Annotated in this window: 20 protein-coding genes; 3 read left to right on the top strand and 17 right to left on the bottom strand. The window is 44.4% G+C overall.

The window, feature by feature from the left end; translation table 11 throughout:
- Window positions 1-190: 190 nt before the first annotated feature.
- The 7 genes from J7E37_RS10785 to J7E37_RS10755 all read right to left on the bottom strand — a co-directional run bounded on the left by J7E37_RS10785 (window position 191) and on the right by J7E37_RS10755 (window position 9,426).
- A complete protein-coding gene (locus J7E37_RS10785) occupies window positions 191-1,291 on the bottom strand; it encodes a nicotinate phosphoribosyltransferase (RefSeq protein ID WP_214780770.1) in 1,101 nt (366 codons plus the stop codon).
- A gap of 83 nt (window positions 1,292-1,374) precedes the next feature.
- On the bottom strand, window positions 1,375-4,818 hold the full coding sequence (locus tag J7E37_RS22080) for a DNA translocase FtsK (protein WP_251009613.1): 3,444 nt from the start codon (window positions 4,816-4,818) through the stop codon (window positions 1,375-1,377).
- Between the two features lie 633 nt (window positions 4,819-5,451).
- Entirely contained in the window at window positions 5,452-6,246 is a 795-nt protein-coding gene (locus J7E37_RS10775; RefSeq protein WP_214780773.1) for a DUF1444 domain-containing protein, read from the bottom strand.
- A gap of 84 nt (window positions 6,247-6,330) precedes the next feature.
- Window positions 6,331-6,645, bottom strand: coding sequence for a thioredoxin family protein (locus J7E37_RS10770; protein ID WP_214780774.1), 315 nt, complete (start codon window positions 6,643-6,645; stop codon window positions 6,331-6,333).
- Window positions 6,646-6,903: 258 nt separating this feature from the next.
- Complete coding sequence (locus J7E37_RS10765) at window positions 6,904-7,407, bottom strand: hypothetical protein (protein WP_214780775.1); 504 nt, start codon at window positions 7,405-7,407, stop codon at window positions 6,904-6,906.
- Between the two features lie 351 nt (window positions 7,408-7,758).
- Window positions 7,759-8,286, bottom strand: coding sequence for a DUF84 family protein (locus tag J7E37_RS10760; protein WP_215023898.1), 528 nt, complete (start codon window positions 8,284-8,286; stop codon window positions 7,759-7,761).
- Between the two features lie 66 nt (window positions 8,287-8,352).
- Window positions 8,353-9,426 carry a M42 family metallopeptidase gene (locus tag J7E37_RS10755; RefSeq protein ID WP_214780777.1) on the bottom strand — a complete coding sequence of 358 codons (1,074 nt, stop codon included), beginning with the start codon at window positions 9,424-9,426 and terminating at the stop codon, window positions 8,353-8,355.
- 204 nt (window positions 9,427-9,630) lie between these two features.
- Between J7E37_RS10755 and J7E37_RS10750 the strand changes: the two genes are divergently transcribed.
- Entirely contained in the window at window positions 9,631-9,945 is a 315-nt protein-coding gene (locus tag J7E37_RS10750) for a PepSY domain-containing protein (protein WP_214780779.1), read from the top strand.
- 34 nt (window positions 9,946-9,979) lie between these two features.
- Here J7E37_RS10750 and J7E37_RS10745 read toward each other — a convergent pair whose 3' ends face one another.
- Window positions 9,980-10,819: a YtnP family quorum-quenching lactonase gene (locus J7E37_RS10745; protein ID WP_215023896.1), complete on the bottom strand. Its 840-nt coding sequence runs from the start codon at window positions 10,817-10,819 to the stop codon at window positions 9,980-9,982.
- Between the two features lie 274 nt (window positions 10,820-11,093).
- Window positions 11,094-11,738: a tRNA (guanosine(46)-N7)-methyltransferase TrmB gene (gene trmB, locus J7E37_RS10740; protein WP_214780783.1), complete on the bottom strand. Its 645-nt coding sequence runs from the start codon at window positions 11,736-11,738 to the stop codon at window positions 11,094-11,096.
- Window positions 11,739-11,885: 147 nt separating this feature from the next.
- Between trmB and J7E37_RS10735 the strand changes: the two genes are divergently transcribed.
- On the top strand, window positions 11,886-12,164 hold the full coding sequence (locus J7E37_RS10735) for a YtzH-like family protein (RefSeq protein WP_192472506.1): 279 nt from the start codon (window positions 11,886-11,888) through the stop codon (window positions 12,162-12,164).
- A gap of 6 nt (window positions 12,165-12,170) precedes the next feature.
- Here J7E37_RS10735 and J7E37_RS10730 read toward each other — a convergent pair whose 3' ends face one another.
- The 5 genes from J7E37_RS10730 to thpR all read right to left on the bottom strand — a co-directional run bounded on the left by J7E37_RS10730 (window position 12,171) and on the right by thpR (window position 17,925).
- Window positions 12,171-12,944 carry a phosphotransferase family protein gene (locus J7E37_RS10730; protein WP_215023893.1) on the bottom strand — a complete coding sequence of 258 codons (774 nt, stop codon included), beginning with the start codon at window positions 12,942-12,944 and terminating at the stop codon, window positions 12,171-12,173.
- 284 nt (window positions 12,945-13,228) lie between these two features.
- On the bottom strand, window positions 13,229-15,379 hold the full coding sequence (pulA, locus tag J7E37_RS10725; RefSeq protein WP_215023891.1) for a type I pullulanase: 2,151 nt from the start codon (window positions 15,377-15,379) through the stop codon (window positions 13,229-13,231).
- Entirely contained in the window at window positions 15,366-16,346 is a 981-nt protein-coding gene (locus J7E37_RS10720; RefSeq protein WP_215023889.1) for a diacylglycerol/lipid kinase family protein, read from the bottom strand. Before J7E37_RS10720 ends, pulA begins: the two co-directional genes overlap by 14 nt.
- 32 nt (window positions 16,347-16,378) lie before the next feature.
- Window positions 16,379-17,329 carry an NERD domain-containing protein gene (locus tag J7E37_RS10715; protein WP_214780792.1) on the bottom strand — a complete coding sequence of 317 codons (951 nt, stop codon included), beginning with the start codon at window positions 17,327-17,329 and terminating at the stop codon, window positions 16,379-16,381.
- Between the two features lie 35 nt (window positions 17,330-17,364).
- On the bottom strand, window positions 17,365-17,925 hold the full coding sequence (gene thpR / locus J7E37_RS10710) for an RNA 2',3'-cyclic phosphodiesterase (RefSeq protein WP_215023887.1): 561 nt from the start codon (window positions 17,923-17,925) through the stop codon (window positions 17,365-17,367).
- A 219-nt stretch (window positions 17,926-18,144) separates the two neighbouring features.
- Here thpR and cysK point away from each other — a divergent pair, with 219 nt between their 5' ends.
- Window positions 18,145-19,080 (top strand): cysteine synthase A, encoded by a 936-nt coding sequence (cysK, locus tag J7E37_RS10705; RefSeq protein WP_214780796.1) that lies wholly within the window; start codon window positions 18,145-18,147, stop codon window positions 19,078-19,080.
- Between the two features lie 477 nt (window positions 19,081-19,557).
- Here cysK and speD read toward each other — a convergent pair whose 3' ends face one another.
- The 3 genes from speD to pepV form a co-directional block, all read right to left on the bottom strand.
- Window positions 19,558-20,406, bottom strand: coding sequence for an adenosylmethionine decarboxylase (gene speD / locus J7E37_RS10700; protein ID WP_214780798.1), 849 nt, complete (start codon window positions 20,404-20,406; stop codon window positions 19,558-19,560).
- A 324-nt stretch (window positions 20,407-20,730) separates the two neighbouring features.
- On the bottom strand, window positions 20,731-21,585 hold the full coding sequence (gene dat, locus J7E37_RS10695; protein ID WP_215023885.1) for a D-amino-acid transaminase: 855 nt from the start codon (window positions 21,583-21,585) through the stop codon (window positions 20,731-20,733).
- A 27-nt stretch (window positions 21,586-21,612) separates the two neighbouring features.
- Window positions 21,613-23,028 carry a dipeptidase PepV gene (gene pepV / locus J7E37_RS10690; protein WP_214780802.1) on the bottom strand — a complete coding sequence of 472 codons (1,416 nt, stop codon included), beginning with the start codon at window positions 23,026-23,028 and terminating at the stop codon, window positions 21,613-21,615.
- Window positions 23,029-23,102: the final 74 nt, after the last annotated feature.

Genomic DNA, 23,102 nt, shown 5'->3' with positions numbered 1-23,102 from the left:
TTTCATGTATTGAATCATTATAACATCATTACGGTAAATAACACAGTTTCATTAGGACCGCTTCCAAGAGGATTGGCTTTTTCGCCAAAACCCATATCCAAAAGGCAGTGCCTGCCCAATGATTCTCTCTGTTAAAAATGCCATCATGAATAAAAGTACATATTCCCTTAGTTAGTTGCTTTCAAACTTGTTAAAATTCGACTCTTTCAAGACGGGGATTCGGCCTGAACCTTCTGCCTGACTTTGCCTGATGCTTTCCATTCAACATGACATTGTCGCCAGTAAAACCTATTTGCAATTTTAACAGGCTGCCGCCTACGCCATACATATCGACGGGCACATCATGCTTTTCAAACTCCAGTATCCTTTTTTCGCTGAAGCCTCCGCTGACAACAATTTTAACATGGTCAAAGCCTTCATCATCAAGTGCTTTTCTTAATGCGAAAATCAATTCAGCGTTCACTCCGCGTGGGTCGAATGTTCCCAGCAAGTGCTGATTGCGCAGGAAGTACTGGTCGATTAGTGTTCGGGAAGTATCTACCCTGACACCCTTCAGCTTTTCCCCAAATTCTCTTGCGACCTTCAAAGAGTCAGTAATCGCATCATTATTATAATCAACAAGAGCGATCAAATCATCATTCGGAAAGGTTTCGTGGTAAGCCCGGGTTGCTGCGACGATATCTCCGTTGAACATTTGGATCAATGCATGCGGCATCGTTCCAATACCATGCTTTCCCCACCATTCATTCATCGCATGGGTGGCCTGGGCCGTGGCGCCTCCAATATAGGCAGCATAACCATCACCAGCCTGTGTTGTATAATGGTCATCACGGTCTCCCATGAAAATGACCGGCTTTTGCTTACCTGAATAACTCGCTGCCTTCACAACATTGTAAACATTCGTCGAGACAGAAGTTCTTCTCGCCAGGATGCCATCGATAATTCCCTCAAGATAACCAAAACTCTGGTAAGGACCTGTAATGGTCAAGACCGTTTCAAACGGAGAGATTTTATCCCCATCCTTAAGTGAATGGATCTCCAGTTCCTCAGGGTGGTCCGCAAATGTTTTTACCAGGGCGATCACTTCATCCGTACCACACAAAACAGCTTCGTCCTTCTGGAAAAACTGCATGGTGATGATATTGTCTTCTTGGTATTTCTTTACGAGCTCCCGAGTCTTAAGGAAATACACAGCTGAAAACCAGCCGTCCCGGATCCTTTCATCAAATTTAAATGTATGATTGGTCAGGCGGCGGATTTTCCCCTGCATTTTCAATTCTATTTCTTTCATCCAAAAAGCTCCTTCAATAACAACCCAACGTCTATAGGCATTTATCCTTATTATAATTACATGCAGATAAAGAATACCACTTATTAATTGAATGCACTAGTTTCCTGGAAGGCCTCAAGGTCAGCGGCAGTAATCAGGACATCCCTTGGCTTGCTGCCCTTTCCCTCAGAAATGAACCCATGCTGCTCCATCATTTCAATAAGTCGGGCCGCACGGTTATAGCCGATTTTAAAACGGCGCTGGACGCTTGATGTGGAAGCGCCGCCCTGATCGATGACAAATTCACAGGCTTCATAGAAAAGCTCGTCTTCGTCTTCCGTCACCTGAGCCTTCTTGAGAAGTTCCTCCTGTTCAAACAAATATTGTGGATTCCTCTGCTCCCTGACAAATGCAACGATGTCATCAATCTCATTGTCTGTCACGTAGGTTCCCTGCAGACGGAATGGCTTTGATGATCCATTTTCCAGGAACAGCATATCCCCGCGGCCCAGCAGCTTCTCCGCTCCACTGATATCAATGATTGTCCTGGAATCCACTTGCGAGGAAACAGAGAAGGCAATTCTTGTAGGAACATTTGCTTTAATCAAGCCTGTAATAACATCCACAGAAGGACGCTGCGTCGCGATTATCAAATGGATTCCGCAGGCACGGGCCTTTTGCGCAATCCGGCAAATAGCCTCCTCAACATCCCCCGGTGCCATCATCATCAGATCTGCCAGCTCATCGATCACAATGACGATATATGGTAGCTTTTCAGAAAACCTGCGGTGTTTCTCGGCAAGCTCATTGAACCTTCCAATATCCCGGACACCAGTATGAGCGAACAACTCATATCGGCGCTCCATTTCCTCTACTGCCCACTTGAGCGAGGCTGTCGCTGCCTTTACATCTGTGATGACCGGGCTGACAAGGTGCGGAATGCGGTTATAAGGTGCCAATTCAACCATTTTCGGGTCAATCAGCAGCAGCTTCACCTCATCTGGATGTGCTTTATAAAGCAGGCTCACCAGCATCGTATTGATGCAGACACTCTTCCCCGATCCAGTGGCACCAGCAATCAATCCGTGAGGCATCTTTTTCAGATCAGTCACAATTGGATTTCCGGCGATATCAAGACCCAGAGCCACCGATAATGGTGATTCAAGATCCATAAAACCTGCTGACTGTAAAATTTCACTTAATAATACGGGCCTGCTCGAGTGGTTCGGCACTTCAATGCCGATTGTGTGCTTTCCTGGTATTGGAGCCTCGATTCGAATATCCTTCGCAGCAAGGCTTAGTTTTATGTCATCTGATAGATTGGTAATTTTATTGACTTTAACACCAGGTTCTGGCTGTACCTCAAAACGGGTAACAGATGGCCCCTGTGTCACATTGACTACTCTCGCACCTACATTAAAATTCCTCAGGGTATCGTTGAGCATTTGTTCCTGTTCTGAAAGCCATTCAGGATCAGGTGCTTTGAACACAGGAGGGCTCAACAATTCCAGCGGCGGGAAATCGTATACCGCTGCTGGATGGACATCGTGCTGCAGGGTGGATTCATGTTCAGGTGATCCGATTCCCCCTCGCTCGGACTGGCCGTTCACTTGTATAGAAGAGGAATATGCTGCAGCGGGCTCGGCTTGTGACTTTTCTTCACTTAATGTCGATGGAGCTTCTTCAAGATTAACTCCTGATAAAGTGACCGCCTTTGTTCCATCCTCTTCAGAACCAGCTATAATAGTTAATGCTTCTTGCTGTTTTTGAGTCTCAACAACTGTTAAAATTTCATGCTCGCCAGCTGATTGCTCCTTCTCCTGTACTGGATGAACATCTGGAAGGCGATCCGTGGACAGCTCTTCTTCGGCCGCTTTGTTTTTCTGAGCAGACGAGGATCCTTCAAAATCGGTATGAATTTCCTTCGACTCGGACTTTTCCGAACCACCAGTCTTTCTTTCTTCAGTCATAAAAGAGGGATATTTAGACGTGTTGCGCGCTTCCCACTTCCTCTTGTCCTGCTTAAGCATAAGAACATTAAATGGAAGCTGCCTTTTGTGTTCTGAAGGCTTATTCTCTATTTTTGGTTCAGCATCATGACTCGGTTCAGCATCTGATTCCTCATTAGTATCTACAGTCTCCGTGATTTGTTCACTATGAACAGTGACAGGCTGGCCATAATTATCTTCAGCTTTCGGTTGATAGTCTGTTGTTTCTGACTCTTCCTCGCTTTGCTGATAGCCGATTGTTTCTGACTCTTTCTCGCTTTGCTGATAGCCGATTGTTTCTGACTCTTCCTCGATCTGTTGATATCCGATTGTTTCTGACTCTTCCACGCTTTGTTGATATCCGGTTTCAGATTCTTCCTGGCTTTGTAGGGAGTCAGTTTCTTCCGAATCTCCTAGACTATGTTGTAAGCCGGTCTGTCCTGATACTTCAGGAATAGGCACAAGACTGGTCTCTTTTGTTTCTTCCTGGCTTTGCTGAGAACCGGCCTCTGCTGATTCTACATGACTTTCTTGATAGACGGTCTCTGTCAGGTCAAGGTGGGAATCAATCACTTCTATCTCTTCCGGTACTTGGTTCGAATCAATCAATTCTATCTTTTCCTGATCAGGTTCATAGCGTAATGCTTGTGGCTCTTTGACCACAAGCTCATTTCCGGCCTCAGTCAGCGTTTCAATTTGCGGATCTGCATGACTAAACTCAGGCTCATTATCGAGAATGATATCAATTGCCTCAGATTCCAGGTCCCACTGTTCTACTCGTTCCTCGATTTCAGTGACCTCAAAATCCTGGGTTTCAGCAAGATCATCTTCTATGTATATTTCTTGTGTCAGTTCCTCATTATGAACTTTTGTTGAATCAGGAAATGCCTCTACAGCAGGTGCTTGCGGCATCCTGTTTGTATCGGTTTGACTGGATTGTTCAACCAGGCCCGCTTGACTCCTCTCAAAACCAGTCAGTTCAAATTCAACATCCTCAAGATTTGTTTGGGTCTGCCTTTTACTAGGAGGCCTGTTAAACGCATAAATCGGTGACGGTATTTCTGTTGGCCTGAATGGCTGCCGGAATTTAGGTCCGCTGTCCTTCCGTGTTTCATAATGGAACTTCGTTGCAGGTTCCTCGGGTTTTTTTGGCCTGGATGCTTCATTTGGTTTCCTCTTAGGTTCACGTCTGAAAGTGCTTCGAGCATCCACGACGGAATCCTGGTGCGGATCGTGAAAAGAATCACTTTCAGATTGACGTTCATTCATCCTCAACGAACCGTGCTCTTTAATGAAAGGCTTTATTTCATCAATTTGGCTGGCCCTTTCCTGCCGCCCCTTTCTCGGCTTTGTTTTTTCAGGGGCTGGGTTCTCATCCGGGATCAGCGGGAAACGAAACTGACCTTTTGGATATTGATATAATACTTTTGCTTCTATATCCCTTTTTTCACTCTTCTCACTTTTTAATGGCTTTGAGACAGGCTGATCCTGATCCATACCAGTAAATTCATCATCGTTATCGTTTTGGAACTTGGTAAAAATCTTTTTAATCCAACTCAATTTAAATCACTCTTTCTTTCGCATTTCATTATTATTTTAACAGTAAATCCATATTTTTCGAGATAAATTGAAAGAATGAGCATTTTTTACGAGAAGAAATCTTCTGGAACAATCAACTTTAGGCTCAGTTATTTACAAAACATGGCACCGGATGTACATAAAGGAAAGTGCAAGCACCTTGGTCAGCCCCGACAAGCGCTGCCCGCCTATAACGCCACGTCCTCCCAAAAGCTAACGCTTTCGGTCGTGCGATGCATCGCTTCGAAGTATTTCTTATCCTGTGGCTGGCGGGTCTAGCACATCGTGTGCCTCGGAGGGCCGACCGGTGAAGTCGTTCTTTGACTTCATTGGGCGGACTGAAACCGGAAAGTATAGCCGACTGTCCAGAAACGCAGAAACTGGAGACTCCGACCCTTCCGGCGGAGTTGAAGTTTCGGAGTTTCTAGGAGGCGACACTAGACAAACGTCTCGAGGAGTTAGGAGCCGCAGCTAGACAAGCGACTCGAGCTGCTCAAAGCTAACGCTTCTCGCAAGATACTCGAGGAAACACTCTCAGGGATGAAAACTGGCTAGGCGCTGGAACTAGACAATGGAAAAAAGCCCGATAATTCCGGGCTTTCGCTTCTTTCCTTACTAGTCCTTTTTTGTTTTTCCTAAAATAAAGATTGGTTCAAGTTCTCCATCTTCATACAGGAAACTCAGAGCAGTGATTGGCACTCTTCCACTCGCAAAAAAGCTCATTGTCATCTGGGCCAAAATATCATAGCCTGTGTTATTTTCCACATCGGCGATAATTAAGACATCTTGATGGGGAACCGCCACAGTCATGGTTCCCTTCATCCTTTTCTTCATTTCATTCAAAAAGCTCGTATTCAAAATCCTGCTCGCATCATAACCGTCATTCGTATTGAGGAAATAAAAGGTGTTCTCGGCCACACGATCCTCTTTTATTTTTACGGAGAGGGAACGGACATTGAACAAAGCGGTCTCGCGGACCTGACCCGCTGACCATCCTTCTTTTTTCAAAAGCTTCGAATCAATCAGCCTGTATGTTGTGCCTAAATCCAAAGCATAATAGATCCTTGTTTCGGCGGTATGATCATCATAAAGAAAGGGAACCCCTTCCTCGGCTTCAGATGGGAAGGACGTCGAACGGATGACAGGAAAAATATTCTTTTCCTTTCCTGACAGTTCGAGCTGGCTTTCCATGGCATTGAGGCCTTCCGTTACATAATAGACCACCTCATCAATCGCTTTTTCCTTCTGATCCTGCCACTTGGCGACAATCCCAGGCAAGGCAATGGTGATGCCGCGTCCAGTCGTTTTATTTTCAATTCTCAACTGATCCTTTTCCCTGTCATAGGAAAAAGTCCGATCGGGATGTTGAAGACGATTCTCCAGCTCTTTACGCATTTTTCTGCTATCCATAGTACTACCCTCCATTTCTTCAGGAGTTTCTGCAACTCATTTTACATGAAATTTCCCTCCACCTCAAAAGATGGAGGGAAAGATTTAAGCAAGACCTTCAATGAAATTTTCGATTTCAGTCTGTGTCTTTCTGTTCTTGCTGACAAAACGGCCAAGCTCTTTGCCATTTTCAAAAGCGACGAAGCTAGGAATGCCGAAAACATCCAGCTGGATGCAAAGATCGATAAAATCATCACGATCGACCGAAACAAATTCGTAATCGCTGTATTTGCTTTCAATTTCAGGCAACACTGGCTCGATTACACGGCAATCCGGGCACCAGCCCGCTGTAAATAAAAATATATGCTTGCCATCGTTTTTCAACGCTTCAAACTGTTCCATTGATTCCAAGTTTTTCATAACATATCCTCCCGGAAAAATCTCATTGTACTTCCCTTATTTTACCCATGCATGTTTAAAAAAGAAACTAATCTGATTTAAGCTTTTTTGGCAAAAGCTGAAGCCAGACAATCCGCTGGCTGCATTAATCTGCACTCTAAATACAGGCTCTTTTCGCAAACATTGTTGCTTTCACAAAATGAGGGTGCAGGATCGGTACGAAAAGCAACAATTCCGGAAGTGCCCAATTAAAAAAAAACGCCATCAAATTGAATGGCGTCAGTTCATTTTAACCGAGTTGGCAATTTGCATCATCGCTTCTGCGTCTTCTTTTACGTTCTCAGTTTCGGTAGTCAATTTGACGCCGCCAATCCCGACAATCAGCTGATAATGGTTTTCTTTCAGCTTTTTAACAAGTAAATAGCCAAATTTCCCATCCTTACTGAAGGTCTCATTAGCATCCCATTCCTTCTGCTGCTTCACAGTAGAATCATAGACGACTTTACTATCTTCAAGTTCATGCTGGTTGTAAAAAAGGATATATGTTTTTTCTCCATCTTTGAGCAGTACATTATTAGGTGTTTCTTTATCTACCTTGACACTGGTCGGCAAATAATAATCTATGTCTTTTGTACTATTGTTTGTTTTTTCAGGTTGGCTTTCGAAGGTGGCCGCTACTTCCTCTTTTATGTCAGCCTTTTGTTCGGAAAATGAGGCAGAACAGGCGCTCAGCAGAAATACCCCTGCTACAACAAGCCCAAATGCCCTTCTGAACTTTATCATACTTTCTTCCCCCTTGCTAAGGACTTATCCACTTCTTTTCTATCATACCTTTCTTAAATGATGGGTGACAAGGCTTCGTTTACACTTTTTGGTGAAATTTATGGTATTTTTCAGAAATTTGTCGAGAAATATTAGTTTACAGGCGATTGCGGAATAAACCTTTAGTTGCTAGCCCGGAAGTTATTAGGGGTTTCTTCTTCCTTTTATTAGGATCTCTCTCTGGCAACAATCTTCACCAAATGAATTTTATATATTTGACCTAATCAGCTTTTCAGGACACCAATATGGATAAATGCTTTTTCCCAAGAGTCTGAATGAATTGAAAGAAGGAGTAAAGAAAAAAACAGCCTTTTAGACTGTCTTTTTATCTTGCCCTATTTGATATTCATATTGTCCGGCAAGCAGTTTCATGACATGTGTGAACATTTCACTTCTGTTGATTTGTCCATTCGTGAAAATCCCGACTGCTCCTTCGTTTTTGCGGACGTTTTGTTTTTTTGCATATTCGTCCATCACTGGGCCTAGTTCAGCACCCTTCAATAACAGCCCGGCAATCTCTTCGGGAAGCGGAATCCTTGCGCCGCCGGCAATGATTGGCTCCATTCCTTTTACAGCCAAAGCCCCCCAGTTGCATAGCATCAGTCCAAATGGAGTCTGCTGGACGCCGCCTTCCAGTCCAATCCCGATATCAGCTTCAGCTCTTTCGGCCGCCTGTATGGCCCTGTTGACTGCCCCTTTGATGGTTTCCTCGTCAGACATCGGCTGCTCGCTCACACCTGATTCAGCATCAACAGAAACGATTTCGTATGGACCCTCCATGAACGCGCCCTTAACCGCGTTTATTTTAGCCGGATTCTTTGAACCAATAGCAACTCGCATAATTTATGCCACCTTTCTTGCATGAAAAAGGAGCAGTTTTTACCTGCCCCCTTCATTTCCTTTTTATTAGCTATTATTCTTGATTGTTTCCACAGTTGTTTTATCTGCTGCTTTTACAAGCTTGACTAGAAGTTCTTTTGCAGCCGCATAGTCATCGACATGGATCATAGATGCTGCGGTATGGATGTAGCGTGAGCAGATGCCGATTACGGCACTCGGAATCCCCTGATTGGAAGTATGCACTCTTCCTGCATCCGTTCCGCCCTGGGACACGAAGTACTGGTAAGGAATATCATGAGTTTCAGCCATATCAAGGATGAACTCTCTCATGCCTCTGTGCGTGACCATTGAGCGGTCAAGGATTCTTAACAGAGTTCCCTTGCCAAGCTGGCCGAACTCATTCTTATCACCTGACATATCATTAGCCGGGCTTGCATCCAATGCGAAGAAGATGTCCGGGTCGATCATATTCGCAGCAGTCTGCGCGCCTCTTAAGCCGACCTCTTCCTGGACCGTAGCACCTGAGTAAAGCGTGTTCGGCAGCTGAATGTCCTTTGTTTCCTTTAACAGCTCAATAGCCAGGCCGCAGCCATAGCGATTATCCCAAGCTTTAGCAAGAATCTTCTTGTCGTTTGCCATTGGAGTGAACGGACAGATCGGTACGATTTGCTGACCTGGTTTGATGCCGATGTTGATGGCATCTTCTTTATCGTCTGCACCGATATCAATCAGCATGTTCTTGATTTCCATCGGCTTGTTGCGCTTCGACTCATCCAGCAGATGAGGAGGAATCGAGCCAATTACGCCTGTTACCGGTCCATTTTTCGTGATGATCTGGACGCGCTGTGCTAGCAGTACCTGGCTCCACCAGCCGCCAAGGGTCTGGAATCGGATCATCCCGTTTTTCGTGATCGATGTGACCATGAATCCAACTTCATCCATATGTCCGGCAACCATGATTTTCGGGCCGTTCGTATCACCTTTTTTAACGCCGAAAACACTGCCCAGTTTATCCTGGATCAGTTCATCCGAATACTGCTCCAATTGCTCGCGCATGAATTTGCGGACTGCATGCTCGTTGCCTGGTGCTCCAGGAAGTTCTGTCAATGTCTTAAACAGACTCAATGTTTGCTCGTTCATATAACTTCTCCTTCTCACGATAAATTTAGATTTACTAAAGATTATGTATTTATACATTCCATTTTACAGAACATTCATTATGCTTGCCAGTCTAAATCGTCCCATACGTGTTTTTTGCGGGCATTATTTCTTTGCTCCGTATGTTTGATTTGTTATGATGAAGGTAACTTGAAATTCCATATATAACCTTGGAGGTCCTTGACTATGAACTGGAAAGCCTTTTTCATTGGCGTTGGCGCCGGACTGGCCGGTGCGTATGCCGTAAAGGAACTTGCGTCACAAAAAGAAACCGTATCAGCTGATAAAGTACTGAATCATGCGAAGGCAGCATTTAAGAAATCAGGGCCAATCAGCGGCTCATGGATCAATATGACGGCTGAACCATATTCAAAACCACCTGTTGATTACCAGGTATATAAAGGTGGTATTTCCCGCAATGTCGACGGCAGGGTGGAACAATATGAATTCATCGCCGACGCAGCAACAGGTGCAATTCTCGATGCATACCCGCTGGATTAATATCTATTGAAATGAAGACCTGCTTAGCGCAGGTCTATTTTTTTCTCTCAATTGTCTGAGTTATTTTACCATCCTGATCAAATTTTACTGCACGATAGACTGCATCATGATAAAAAGTGAACCAGGCGTCCTTGCTGATCCCAAATTCAAGCCATTTCTGCTTGGCGAAAATCGAATCCATTGGAAAATCGTCGTATGCCATTACCCATAGAGGGTTTTGATGAGCGTGAGTAGGCATGATATCAGCCATATGCACAACAGTCACATCTTCATCCTGGATGATGAGGATTGAATGTCCGTCACTATGGCCGCCGGTGTGGATCATTTTAATCGGACCAAATGACCATTCCGCCTCAAATGTCTCAACCTGCTGCTCAATTCCTTGCCAGTTCTCTTTCCAGTATGTACTCTTGGACCTGATATTCGGATTGCGCATTTCATCCCATTCGACCTGGGAAGTGATGATTTTCGCGTTCGGGAAAACTGAGACAAGTTCCCCGCCTGAATCCTTCGTCAACCCGCAGGCATGGTCAAAATGCATATGAGTCATCAATACGTAATCGACATCTTCAGGCTTCAAGCCCCGCTTTTCCAGCTCTGACATCAGGCTTGATTCCTCTAGAACTCCAAAATTGCGTTTTTGCTTCTCGTTCAGTTTTCCATTACCCATGCCGCTTTCAACAAGGAAATTCTTTCCCACTGCCTGGATCAAAATCGGATCTGTTCGCAGCTCAATCTGATTTTTTTCATTCACAGCATATTTTCGCGACCATAATGGTTTCGGGACGACTCCGAACATTGCCCCGCCATCAAGATGAGTGACCCCGCCGTTCAGCCACTCCAGTTTTACGTTCCGAAGCTCAAGCTTTTCCATCGCACACATCCCCCTTTTTTACTTGATTGTAACACTCGGATTTTAAATTTTTAAATAATTCTGCTCTTTTTTTATTTCGGTGACTGAGATATGATCATATTTTTAGCTCCATTCAATAGGAATTCTATTTTATTAGCGGAGTTCACAATTTTATTGGCGATATTTTATTTTTATTGGCGATTTTCACATATTTATTAGCGAACTGGAAAATAACGAGCTTTTTTACCAAATAAAAAAACCGGCCGATGCAAAATCGCCGGTTTGTCCGTCTTTATTATTCAGAAATAAATTGTACCTCACAACGGTAAATGCGGCTGCCCCGGGAGGAGAATTTCTCTTCGTATTCAGTCATGATGTTGCCCTCGTACTCACTGTTGTGAAGATCGAGGCTTACATAATTAAGCTTCATGCCATAATGCGAAAAGCTTACAAGGGAGTATTCAAACAAACCCTGGTTGTCTGTCTTGAAGTGAATTTCACCATTTTTCACCAGGATGGATTCGTATACTTCAAGGAATGACTTGAATGTCAATCTTCTCTTTTCATGGCGTGTTTTTGGCCATGGATCGGAGAAATTCAAATAGACTCGGCTCACGTCGCCGCTTTCAAAGTACTTGCTAAGCTCTGCTCCATTCACGTTCATCAGCTTGCAGTTTGGCAAATCCTCTTCAATCAGCTTGTCCAGCGCGCTGACGATGACGCTCTCCTGCAATTCAATGCCAATATAGTTAATGTCCGGATTGGCTTTTGCCATACCCGTGATGAACTGGCCTTTTCCTGTACCAATCTCAATGTGGAGGGGTTGATCCTTCTCAAACACTTTTCCCCAGTTTCCACGGTGCTGTTCAGGTTCATGTATCACAAAATTCGAATACTCAAGTAATTTATCTTTAGCCCAAGGCTTGTTTCTTAGTCTCATATTGACACCTCTGTACTATTTTCATTCGTTTCAAACAATATCATGCAACCCATATGTTTTCAAGGTGAAATTTGTCGCGGCTGCATAAACACAAAAAGGAATCCACAATCTATAGGTGAATTCCTTTTAAAAGAAAGGGTGATCATTGTGCCTTTAAGCCACCATGACCAGGTAAATTTATTAAAAGATATATTAAGCAACCAGCAGACTGACTGCTGCGGTTCGGTTGCTGAGTATCAGCAATTGGAACGCCTGATCAAATCGTTGATGGTCAACACGAATGTTGACGGCAACATCAAATCGATTCTGCAGGATGTTTATCAGTATAGCCAGAACGGTGTCAATGCCTCTGACCTGGAACAGCATATCCAGACAAATCGGGGACAGTTAACCCAATGGGTGGATGACATCGGACAATTCTCATGAGAGAAATTAAATAAGTGCCTTTAAAAAATCAATCCATTTTTCCATTTCTGGAATGCGATTCTGGTTTTTATGCCATTGAATCGCTGACAGTGACTGAGCAAGTGCGTACCATTTCATCCGTTGCTTAAGACTTTCGGTCAGGATGATGCCGTATTTATTCAGCCAGTCCTCCCATTCCTCAACTGGAATATAGGAATACAAGAGAAGTCCAAGGTCGATGGCAGGGTCGGCGATCATTGCGCCATCCCAGTCGATTAAATACAACTGGTTGTCTTCGGTAAGCAGCCAGTTGTTATGATTTACATCACAATGGCAGACAACCTTTTCGTCAACATCGATATGGCCAACGTTTGCAGTTAAAAACTTAAACGAATCTATGACAGCCTGCTTCGTACGAAGCTCCTCATCCAATTCCTCATTCAGGGCATGAAGGAACATCTCGGGTTTCAGCGGGCTTTTTCCCAGCCTGGTAAGCATCCCAAGAAGCGGTTCTGACGCATGGATTTTCTTCAACAGCTTGGCCACACAGTCATTGTTCATATCCCCGGGCTTCAGCTCTCGTCCATTCATCCATTGCTGTGCCGTAATAACATCTCCGTTTTCTAACCTTTTCGTCCAAACAAGCTTGGGTACAATTCCTTCTGCGGAGAGAACAGCAAGAAAAGGGGATGAATTACGTTTAAGAAACAGCCTTTGTTCTTCATGCTGCGCAAAATAAGCGGCACCGGTTGCACCGCCTGCAGGAACGATCTCCCAATCCTGTCCAAATAAATGTTCCAAAGTTAGTCACCTTCATTTATCACTATTTCCCTTATGCTAAAAAACCGGAAATGGATTCTATAAAATCAAAATTCACTGTTGTACTTATTATCGGAAATAAAAAGACAGCTATTGATAGAAAAATCCACACACAATAGCTATCCTATAAATTTTATCCCCTAGAGGCTGAGTACGTCAACCCCATGGATCTTAAATTAATATTGTGAAAAAGTTATCAAAAGAAAAGCAAAAGCTCTTTTATTAGCAGGAGAGGGCACTCGACTGCGGAGTATTAGTGAGTCTCACTATTTTGCCAGAACAAACAACGAACATGGCTCCAGCAGGACTTTATCTCCATCTATATGGCGAAATGGCTGTGCTGAAGCCTTTTCATGGTCGGCGAGGACACTCCATTTTGTATCTTCCGTAAGTTCCACAAGATGCTGATCCATTGTTGGGTTAATGAACACGATTATTTTTTCCCAATGTCCTCTATCTTCTATTTCCGTCAGCGCATAGCCAATCAACGGAACTGGCAATTGTAAGAACCCCATCCGCCTGCGGATCTGTTCATTGTCCGGAAGACGGAAAACTTCGTTCGATCTGCGAATGTCGATAATTCCTTTGATGTATTCGACATTATCCATGTTTGCATCACGCAGGTCCCAATCGAGCCAGTTTATTTCATCAGGAGACCGGTAGCTGTTGCCAATCCCTTTTTTCGACCTGAAAAATTCCTGGCCGCTGTGCAAAAATGGAATCCCCTGTGCCAGCAAGACCATCGAAGTCGCCAGTCTGTGCTGCTTTTTTAAAATAGCTTCATCCTGGTCAGGATCACTTATTTTCAGCTTATCCCACAATGTATGGTTATCATGCGATTCAATGTAATTCACGGATTGTCCCGGCTGCAAAAACAGGCCATGTTTCCGCTTTCCGATGCCTACGCTACCAGCCATCACCTGTTTGGCTGCTTCCAGATAGCGATCATTGCCTAAAGCGTAGCCTTTATCATAAATATTAAAGGTACTGCCTTTAATGGAATCCCGGAACCAATCATTGAACTGGCCTATTCCAGGCAGTTTTGACTGATTCGAAATATTGGCTTTCCGATCAGGCGGGAGCGGAGTATTCAGGTCCCAGCCTTCCCCTATGATCAATATATCGGGACTCACGGTATTTACCGCATTCCTGACAGCTGTCATTGTATCCGTATCCAAAATGCCCATTAAATCAAAGCGGAAGCCGTCAACATGATATTCATTCAGCCAATACATAACAGAATCAACAATGTATTTTCTCGCCATCAGCCTTTCGGAGGCAATATCGTTCCCCACTCCGGTCCCATTTGAAGGAAGGCCGTGTGCATCGTGGCGGAAATAATAGCCGGGAACGATTTTTTCAAAAGGTGACTCCTCGCGGATGTAGACGTGATTATAGACCACGTCCATAATGACGCCCATCCCCTGGAAATGTATGGCATTAATCAACTGTTTCAGCTCGGTGATCCTGTTATAGGGATCTTCGGGGTCAGACGCATAGCTCCCATCTGGTACATTATAATGAACCGGGTTATATCCCCAGTTATAGTCCCTGGCGCGGTCCAGTTCGTCTACTCCCTCAAAATCGTGAAAAGGCAGCAGTTCTATATGCGTGACTCCCAGGTTTTTAATGTAAGAAAGTCCAGTCTCCATTCCGTTAGCACTTTTTGTGTCTGCTTCCGCTGCACCCAGGTATGTCCCTTTCCTGATAGCTCCACTGTGCGGATGCATCGTCAGGTCCCTGATATGGACTTCATAGATGATGGCGTCAACTGGCTGGATTAATTTCGCGACGTCAATATGGGCTGCCTTGGCATTTTCCGTGTCGATGACCACGCCATATTCACCATTGACAGTTAAAGCAGTTGCATATGGGTCAACAGCTTCTCTCCATTCAAGGTTGATACAGACCATGAACGAGTACTTGTAAAGCTCCAGGTTCCGGTCTACCTCAATATGCCATACGCCCTTATCGGCCCGGTTCATATCAAAAAGCTCAGGGGTCTCGTCATCTTCCTTGAAAAGCCTCAGCTTTACTTTTGTAGCGGTCGGAGCCCATAGCTTGAAAATGGTCCTTTCAGCTGTATGGCTGACACCAAGGTCATCCCCGCCGTAAAAAAATAATGAATCAAATTCCTCCGTTCGGATGACTGCTCCGATTTGCAGATCCGTTTGTCCGCCATGCTCATCTAAAATCACATAAGTTTTACCTAACTCAGGCCTGATACTGCATAAGCAAATGTATTTTACTGCATCCTCCAGCAATACCTTCTCCTGGATTGCCAATGGCAAATCAACGCCTTCTCCTTTTAGGCGGAACTCATTGGAGGTTCCTTCAAAATATGAATAAGGAAGCAATACGGTAATAACATCCACTTGATCAAGATAGGCGTTAAATTCCCTTTCAATGGCAATCATTCATTTTCAACTCCTCGGTATGCCCTGGAATGCTTTTTCCAGATAGAATTTTCAAGGCTTTTGGACATGCCTGGATTTTCAGCGGTGTATGTCCGATTGCTTCACCATCTGCATGAGCTAAAACTTTGGCAGTGGATTCAATGGTGATCGATTTACCGGTAAACTGCTCGACCTCCCGGAATTTTGTATGCTTTCCACAGAAGACACTGATGAAAACCATTAACAGCTTCAATCTCGAGATCTGATGCACGACCGTTACGTCGAGAATCCCGTCATCCGGGAGAGCAGCTGGAGCGATCTTCATGCCCCCTCCGTAGTATGGCTGGTTCGAAACGGTGACAAACCAGGCTTTGCTATATTTATACACTTTGCCATCAACCGTCACTTCAACTGGAATCGTCCTGAAAGTGAGCAGTTTTTTAACAAGGATATAAACATAGACCAGCCTTCCTAATGAAAAACGGTTCAGGAGACCTTTCATCCGGGAGTCATTTGAATCCTTTGCGACAGCAGCATCAAAGCCTACTCCCATATTATTCATGAAATAGGTTTCCTGTAATTCATTATGCTGAATTTTTCCGATATCGATTTCCAAGGTGTGGCCATTACTTTTATCAACGATCAAATTTAAGGCATGTACTGACTTTTTCGGTATTTCAAAGCCTCTTGAAAAATCATTCCCTGAACCGCCTGGGATGAACCCGACAGTAATGTTCGAATAGGACGCCGCTCCGTTCACCACTTCATGCAATGTTCCGTCCCCTCCGACTGCCGCAATTACTGCGGGTGTGCCGTCAGTTTTTCGGGCTAAAGACTCTGCCAGCTCCTGCGCATGTCCCGGGTATTCAGTAAAAAAAGCAAGATACGGAATGTCCAGGTCCTCCAGCTCTATCTCTATGTTTCTCCAAATCTCCCGGCAGCTCCCATTTTTCGCATTGGGATTGACGATAAAATAGATCTTCTCCATACGATCAACCTTTATCTAATTAATAGGTCTTTTTATTGTTCGCTCTTCGAATTGTTTTCCCACTCAAGCCTTCTGACTGATGTTGTCTGGCCATATTGCAAAAGAACCTGTGCTGCTTTTAATTGCATATGCTTCAATGGAGATTTCATGCCTCTTAGGGCCATGAACCAGTCCTCGAAGTTTCGTTTTTCAATGAATTGTACGCCATATGGCGGCAGTGGATAGTCGATGAACCCATTCCTGCTGATCAGCAGCTTTTGCACCGGAAGCTCAACACCGTACATATCGAAAAGAGTCTTGACGATTTTCTCTGTCCGGTTTAGTGCAATCAGCGGATTCAGGATTTTCTTTTCCTTATTCCTCGTTTTCTTGATCCAGAAGCGGTCCTTGGACCCGACATAAGCAGCATTCTCTTCGGCTTCGATGAACGCAATGCACATGGCTGCAGCTGGAGTGATGATGATCAGCTCTGCCTCGACCGGCGCTTTTTTTAATAAAAATATAGGCTTATATAAAATGAGAAAGGTATCAGGAAATCGCTGCAGTAAAAATTTCAGGGTCGGATCGCTGACGAATTCTTTTGCAATGAATGACCTTTCCGTCAAGGTCGAGCTGGCCCATTTCAGCTGGAATGGAAGCAATCCGTCGAGGAAATGCTGTTTTAATTCCTCAATTGACTGTAAGTTGCTGATTGAATTCAACATACCGTCATCCATCAGCTGATCCTGATCTTCCCGGAAGCTCTCCTCCTTCATAGGCTCTGGCTGGCGCACCATGCTTTTGAGCTTATGAAGGAAATTATTTGGCTCCTCCTCCTGATGGATATCAAAGTGATTTCCAATAGTTTGTTCAGGACTGTTTTCCCATTTCTCCCTTATGCCCTCCCATTGTTTTTTCTTCAGACGGACATATCTTGAAGGATAAAGGTAAATGTCCTGGGCATATCGTGATACGTAGTCCTGGAGCTTGATTAATTGTGCCATTATTCGACCTGCCTTTAATCCGGCTTCCCATCGCATCAAGAACGGGAAGCAAGCGGGAATAGTGTAATTGGTTCATATTTTGGACTTTTCCCCAAATGAGTCTTGTACAAAACGACCCTCTCAGCTTGAAAAGTTAGTTCTTTCTTAAAAGGGTTGACTGCATCCAGCTGGTCAGCTTTAAAGGCTTCCTCGCCTGCCCACTTCCTTGCCATGGTGATATGTGGGCTGAATGGGCGTGTTTCAAGGGTAAAACCAGCGGCACTGCATGCAGAAAAAACCATTTCTCTTATTTGATTTAATTCGGTGGATTTTTCAAGACCTGCCCAAAAAATCCTTGGAGAATCCTTTCGTCCGAAGGTGCCTAAATGATTGATCTCCAGTTTAAAAGCTGGTGTATTATTCAAATCAAGCACTTCATTCGCTGCCTTTATCATTGCTTCAGGTGCATTTCCGAGGAAAGCAAGCGTAATGTGTAAATCCTGTGGATGAACCCAGGTTTTAAAAGGCATTTTTTCCTTCATGCTGTGGATTGTTTCCTCCAGTATTCCTTTTGTCTTCCCAGGAAGTTCGAGAGCATAGAAATAATGCGTATGCAATCAAATACACCCTTTCTTGTCCACTTGAATTTATTGTAGCAAATGGCATGTAATATTGGCAGAATTTCCTTATAAACATTTCTAATCCATACAAGTTGATAGGAATAGTCTTTTTTTATATGATAAAAAGAAGCTATAATTATTTTTCAGTTGATTATCATCAATTATTCACTTAATTGGAATACTAAAGCAGTCCATCACGATAAAGGAGGCTATCATATGAGAGTCGTTAATAATATCGCGTCATTAATTGGCGAAACGCCGCTTGTAAAATTGAACAAGTTGGCACCCGAGGGTGGAGCATCGGTTTACCTCAAGCTTGAAAACTTCAATCCTAGCAAAAGCGTAAAAGACAGGGCTGCATTCAACATGATTGTTTCAGCTGAAAATGAAGGAAAGCTGAAGCCCGGTTCTACAATCATTGAGCCCACAAGCGGCAACACAGGCATCGGCCTGGCAATGAATGCAGCGGCAAGAGGCTATAAAGCGATCCTGGTCATGCCGGACACGATGACCGAAGAGAGAATCAATTTGTTAAAAGCATATGGAGCAGAAGTCGTGTTAACGCCAGGCGACGACAAAATGCCAGGAGCAATCAAAAAGGCGGAAGAGTTGGTAAAGGAAATTCCCGATAGCTTCATGCCAATGCAGTTTGAAAATGGAGCGAATCCAGACGCCCACAGGCAAACAACAGCAAGAGAAATCGTCGAGGCGATGGAAGAACTGAAAAAGCCTCTCAGCGCGTTCGTCGCTACCGCTGGAACTGGCGGAACGATCACTGGAACTGGCGAAGCCCTGAAAGAAGAATTCCCTGGACTGGCAGTTCACGTTGTTGAACCTGCTGGGTCCCCAGTGCTATCAGGCGGCAAGCCCGGCAAGCACAAACTGGTCGGCACAAGCCCAGGTTTCATCCCTAAAATCCTCAATCAGGATGTTTATGAAAAAATCCATAAAATCGAGGATGAGGACGCCTATGAAACAGCTCGAAGACTGGCCAAAGAAGAAGGCATCCTTGTCGGTCCATCATCCGGAGCCGCCTGCTTTGCAGCCATCAATGTCGCTAAGGACCTAAATCCCGATGAAGTCGTCATCTGTATTGCCTGTGATACAGGAGAAAGGTACCTATCCAGTGACTTATTCAGGTTTGAGGAATAAACTTTAAGAGGACTCGCCATGTGATGGCGAGTTTTTTTATTATATAAGGGATTGGTGCCTTTTTGGAGGTTTCGTACCCTTATAATGCCGATTCCTCTTGCATAAGGGTACCATTCCTACGCCTTCGTACCCTTATGACGCTAATTCCTCTCGCATAAGGGCACCGTTCGGACGTTTTCGTACCCTTATGACGCCGGTTCCTCTTGCATAAGGGTACCGTTCCTACGCTTTCGTACCCTTATGACGCTAATTCCTCTTGCATAAGGGTACCGTTCGGACGTTTTCCTACCCTTATGACGCTAAGTTCTCTTGCATAAGGGTACCGTTCCGACGCTTTCGTACCCTTATGACGCCGGTTCCTCTTGCATAAGGGTACCTTTCTGGCCATCTCCATTCTTTTCTCAAACTATAAAAGACTGCAGACAAACCATGGGCCGTCTGCAGTCTTTGACTTTGAAGTCACACACCTTATTCGTGTTATTCTTCTGTTTCCTCGTCTTCATCTTCAAAGATCGTTCCCGAATGGAGCGTTACTCCGGAAACGATTTCTTCCATTTCTGCCTGGATTCTTTCCGTGATTTCTTCTCGTTCTTCTGGTGAAAGTGATTCCTTGGTATACCCGAAAAGATAATTATCCAAATCGAATTCTCTTAGCTTGCATTTTGTATGGAAGAGGTTTTCCTGATAGACATTGACGTCGACCATATCAAATTGATTTTTGATATTTTCAGGGATATAGTTTTGGATCGAACTGATGTCATGGTCAATGAACAGCTTGTTGCCATCTTTATCCCTCGTAAAGCCCCTGACCTTATAATCCATCGTCATGACATCTGTTTCGAAAGAATGGATCAGATAATTCAATGCTTTCAAAGGTGTAATCTCGCCGCAGGTTGAGACATCGATATCGGCACGGAACGTACTGATTCCTTCATCAGGATGGAACTCCGGGTACGTATGGACGGTGATATGGCTTTTATCTAGCTGCAAAACGACATTGTCAGGCAGCGGTCCCGGCGACTCATCATACGCTTCATCAGGCACCTCGACGACCGGGCCTTCGGAGACCAGGATGGTCACGCTGGCCCCCTGCGGCACATAGTCCTGCTTGGCCACATTCAAGACATGCGCCCCAATGATATCTGAAACATGAGTAAGTATTTTAGTCAGCCGGTCAGCATTATACTGTTCATCAATATAATCAAGATAAGCTTCACGCTCTTCTTTGGTTTTCGTATAACAGATGTCATACATATTAAAACTTAATGATTTCGTAAGATTATTGAATCCATGCAATTCAATATGCTGTTCAGAAGTGAATTTCATTACTGTTCCCCCTGTTCGGTACTCTGCTGTACTGTGTTTGCAATTGAACAAAAGCAGGTATACGGATGATTTAAATATTTTTATGATACCCATTCCCTGCCGAGAAAAAACAAAGCAAGTACGAACCTGGTTATACCTTGGGACAACTTTTCCTTCTCGAGGCTCCATTTTGTCCAAACCTTGCACAACTTTTCTTACTTTGTCCAAATCTGACAGCTCCTCAACTTTGCCCGCCTTTTTGTCCGAACCTGCCTCCTTCAGACTACAATAAGTGTCTTCACAACGAAAAAACCTGCAGCTTTGATAAAAGCTGCAGGTCGAGTATTAAAGCGTGCCGCACTGGCTTTCAATTTCTGCTTTAAAAAGGTTTTGCAGATTCTTTGTAACAGGTCCTGGCTCTCCGTTTCCAACAGGCTTACCATCAACTTCAACAATTGGCATGACTTCGACTGTCGTGCCAGATGAGAAGACTTCGTCGGCAGAGGACAACTCATCAAGCGTATATGCCCGCTCCTCAAAAGCAATGTTCTCATTTCTGCAAATCTCAAGAACCTTTTGTCTTGTGATTCCATTGAGAATCAAATTGTCTGCCTGATGCGTGATGATCACGCCGTCTTTTACGATTGAGATGTTGGAGTGGCTTCCCTCGGTGACTGTTTCTCCCCGATGGAGAATGGCCTCAAAACAGCCGGCCTCTGCTGCCTTTTGCTTCGACAGCAGATTCCCAAGCAAATTCAGGCTTTTGATGTCACAGCGAAGCCATCGGATGTCTTCATCAAGGATGGTACGAACACCTTTTTCCATTGGATCGACAGGGCGTGGAACCTTGCGTGTATAAGCGACGAAGGTTGGTGCCACATCTTCTCCTGGGAAAATATGGTTACGTGGTGAAGTTCCTCTTGTGAACTGCATATACACGATCCCAGTGTCCAATTCGTTTTTTGATATCAGCTCTTCCATTTTTGACTCAAGCTCCTCTGGGCCGTACGGAAGCTTCATCCTGATTTTTTCTGCACTTTCTACTAACCTGTTCAAATGCTCTTTTCCAGTGAACATTTTGCTGTTATAAACCCGGATCACCTCATATACACCATCACCAAATTGATACCCTCTGTCCTCGATGTCTACCTTGGCGACCGCTCTGTCAAGAATCTCGCCGTTAACATTTACATATTCCATTCACTTTTCCCTCCCTAATTTCTTCCTTTATTTTGCCAATTCATAAATTGCCTGCGCATAAATCGCTGTTGCTCTCAGGAGGTCCTCAATTATCATATATTCATCCTTCTGGTGAGCAATGTCAGGCCTTCCTGGGAAAAGCGGTCCAAATGCCACACCAGATTTCAATGACCTTGCATAGGTTCCTCCGCCAATAGAAATAAGTTCGGCTTTTTCACCAACCTGCTCTTCGTATACCTTTTTCAAGGTCTGTACGAGGAAATCTTTCTCATCGACATGATGCGGATTCGAATTTGAGAATTTCTCGATGGTTAGCCCTTCAGCCTCTAACACTTGATTTAAAATTCCCTTTGTCTTCTCAAGGTCGGTCGTTACTGGATAGCGCATGTTTAAACCAGCACGGCCTCCCTTAGCCTTTGAGTAAGATAGCTTGCCGACATTGATCGTCAAGTCTCCGGTAATGTCATCCGCAAAAGCGATGCCCAGCTCTCGGCCGCGTGAATCTTTGCCCAGGTACTTAGAGACGAATTGAAAGAACTTTTCACTGCTTCCATCCAGATTCAATTCAGACAGGAAGCTTGCCATGAGCAGACCTGCGTTCTTGCCATTGTCAGGCTCCATGCCGTGTGCTGATATACCTTCAAGCTCAAGGATTAACTTGCCGCTTTCTACGACAGCTCTGCCATCCAATTCATTGTTCCTTTTGAATTCCTCAAAGCGCTGGACAACATCTGTTTGCCCTTGCTGAACGGCCAGTTCTACCTTCGCAAAATCAGGTACCATATTATAGCGGCGTCCGGAAGAAAACTCGATTATCTCTGCATCAAAATCTTCCTTTGCAAGACCGTCTCCTTTTGATACCAAGTCATAATCGGCAATCCCTTTTTCAGCGTAAATGATCGGAAAATCGGCATCCGGCGCAAAGCCCATCGCTGGCATTTCCTCATGTTCAAAATAATGGTCTACACAGCGCCAGTCGCTTTCCTCATCTGTACCAATGATCATCCTGACACGCTTATTAAGGGGCAAACCCAATTCTTTAACGATTTTCATCGCATAATATGCTGCCATCGTTGGCCCTTTGTCGTCAATCGCTCCGCGGGCAAAGATTTTTCCGTCCCGGATTTCTGCACCGTAAGGATCACTTGTCCAGCCGTCTCCTTCTGGCACTACATCAACATGGCAGAGGACTCCGACGATTTCATCTCCTTGCCCGAATTCAAGGTGACCGGCCAGATTGCCGACATTTTTAGCTGTAAAGCCGTCCTTTTCTCCCAGCTGAAGCATGAAATCCAATGCTTCTCTGACACCCTCGCCAAGCGGTGCTTCAGGTGTGGCATTTTCCTCGTCCAGGACACTCTTGATTTTAAGCAGGTCCTGAGCATCCTTAATTAAATCTGTTTCTCTTTTTTCTACTTCCTTCGTCCAATTGATTGAAGTCATTTTTCCAAACCTCCATATCTAGTTCTATATGTATTTCCCTTAAGGTGTACACTTAAGCAAGCAATGTCATTATT

This window comes from Bacillus sp. ISL-39, from assembly GCF_018613295.1.
GTDB lineage: Bacteria > Bacillota > Bacilli > Bacillales > Cytobacillaceae > Mesobacillus.
This window is presented reverse-complemented; position numbering and strand designations above follow the sequence as displayed.

Bases quoted from the DNA above. Each gene is read 5' to 3' on its own strand.
- J7E37_RS10785 (WP_214780770.1), bottom strand. From the start codon at position 1,291: ATGAAAGAAATAGAATTGAAAATGCAGGGGAAAATCCGCCGCCTGACC.
- J7E37_RS10775 (WP_214780773.1), bottom strand. From the start codon at position 6,246: ATGGATAGCAGAAAAATGCGTAAAGAGCTGGAGAATCGTCTTCAACAT.
- J7E37_RS10770 (WP_214780774.1), bottom strand. From the start codon at position 6,645: ATGAAAAACTTGGAATCAATGGAACAGTTTGAAGCGTTGAAAAACGAT.
- J7E37_RS10765 (WP_214780775.1), bottom strand. From the start codon at position 7,407: ATGATAAAGTTCAGAAGGGCATTTGGGCTTGTTGTAGCAGGGGTATTT.
- J7E37_RS10760 (WP_215023898.1), bottom strand. From the start codon at position 8,286: ATGCGAGTTGCTATTGGTTCAAAGAATCCGGCTAAAATAAACGCGGTT.
- J7E37_RS10755 (WP_214780777.1), bottom strand. From the start codon at position 9,426: ATGAACGAGCAAACATTGAGTCTGTTTAAGACATTGACAGAACTTCCT.
- J7E37_RS10750 (WP_214780779.1), top strand. From the start codon at position 9,631: ATGAACTGGAAAGCCTTTTTCATTGGCGTTGGCGCCGGACTGGCCGGT.
- J7E37_RS10745 (WP_215023896.1), bottom strand. From the start codon at position 10,819: ATGGAAAAGCTTGAGCTTCGGAACGTAAAACTGGAGTGGCTGAACGGC.
- trmB (WP_214780783.1), bottom strand. From the start codon at position 11,738: ATGAGACTAAGAAACAAGCCTTGGGCTAAAGATAAATTACTTGAGTAT.
- pulA (WP_215023891.1), bottom strand. From the start codon at position 15,379: ATGATTGCCATTGAAAGGGAATTTAACGCCTATCTTGATCAAGTGGAT.
- J7E37_RS10720 (WP_215023889.1), bottom strand. From the start codon at position 16,346: ATGGAGAAGATCTATTTTATCGTCAATCCCAATGCGAAAAATGGGAGC.
- J7E37_RS10715 (WP_214780792.1), bottom strand. From the start codon at position 17,329: ATGGCACAATTAATCAAGCTCCAGGACTACGTATCACGATATGCCCAG.
- cysK (WP_214780796.1), top strand. From the start codon at position 18,145: ATGAGAGTCGTTAATAATATCGCGTCATTAATTGGCGAAACGCCGCTT.
- speD (WP_214780798.1), bottom strand. From the start codon at position 20,406: ATGAAATTCACTTCTGAACAGCATATTGAATTGCATGGATTCAATAAT.
- dat (WP_215023885.1), bottom strand. From the start codon at position 21,585: ATGGAATATGTAAATGTTAACGGCGAGATTCTTGACAGAGCGGTCGCC.
- pepV (WP_214780802.1), bottom strand. From the start codon at position 23,028: ATGACTTCAATCAATTGGACGAAGGAAGTAGAAAAAAGAGAAACAGAT.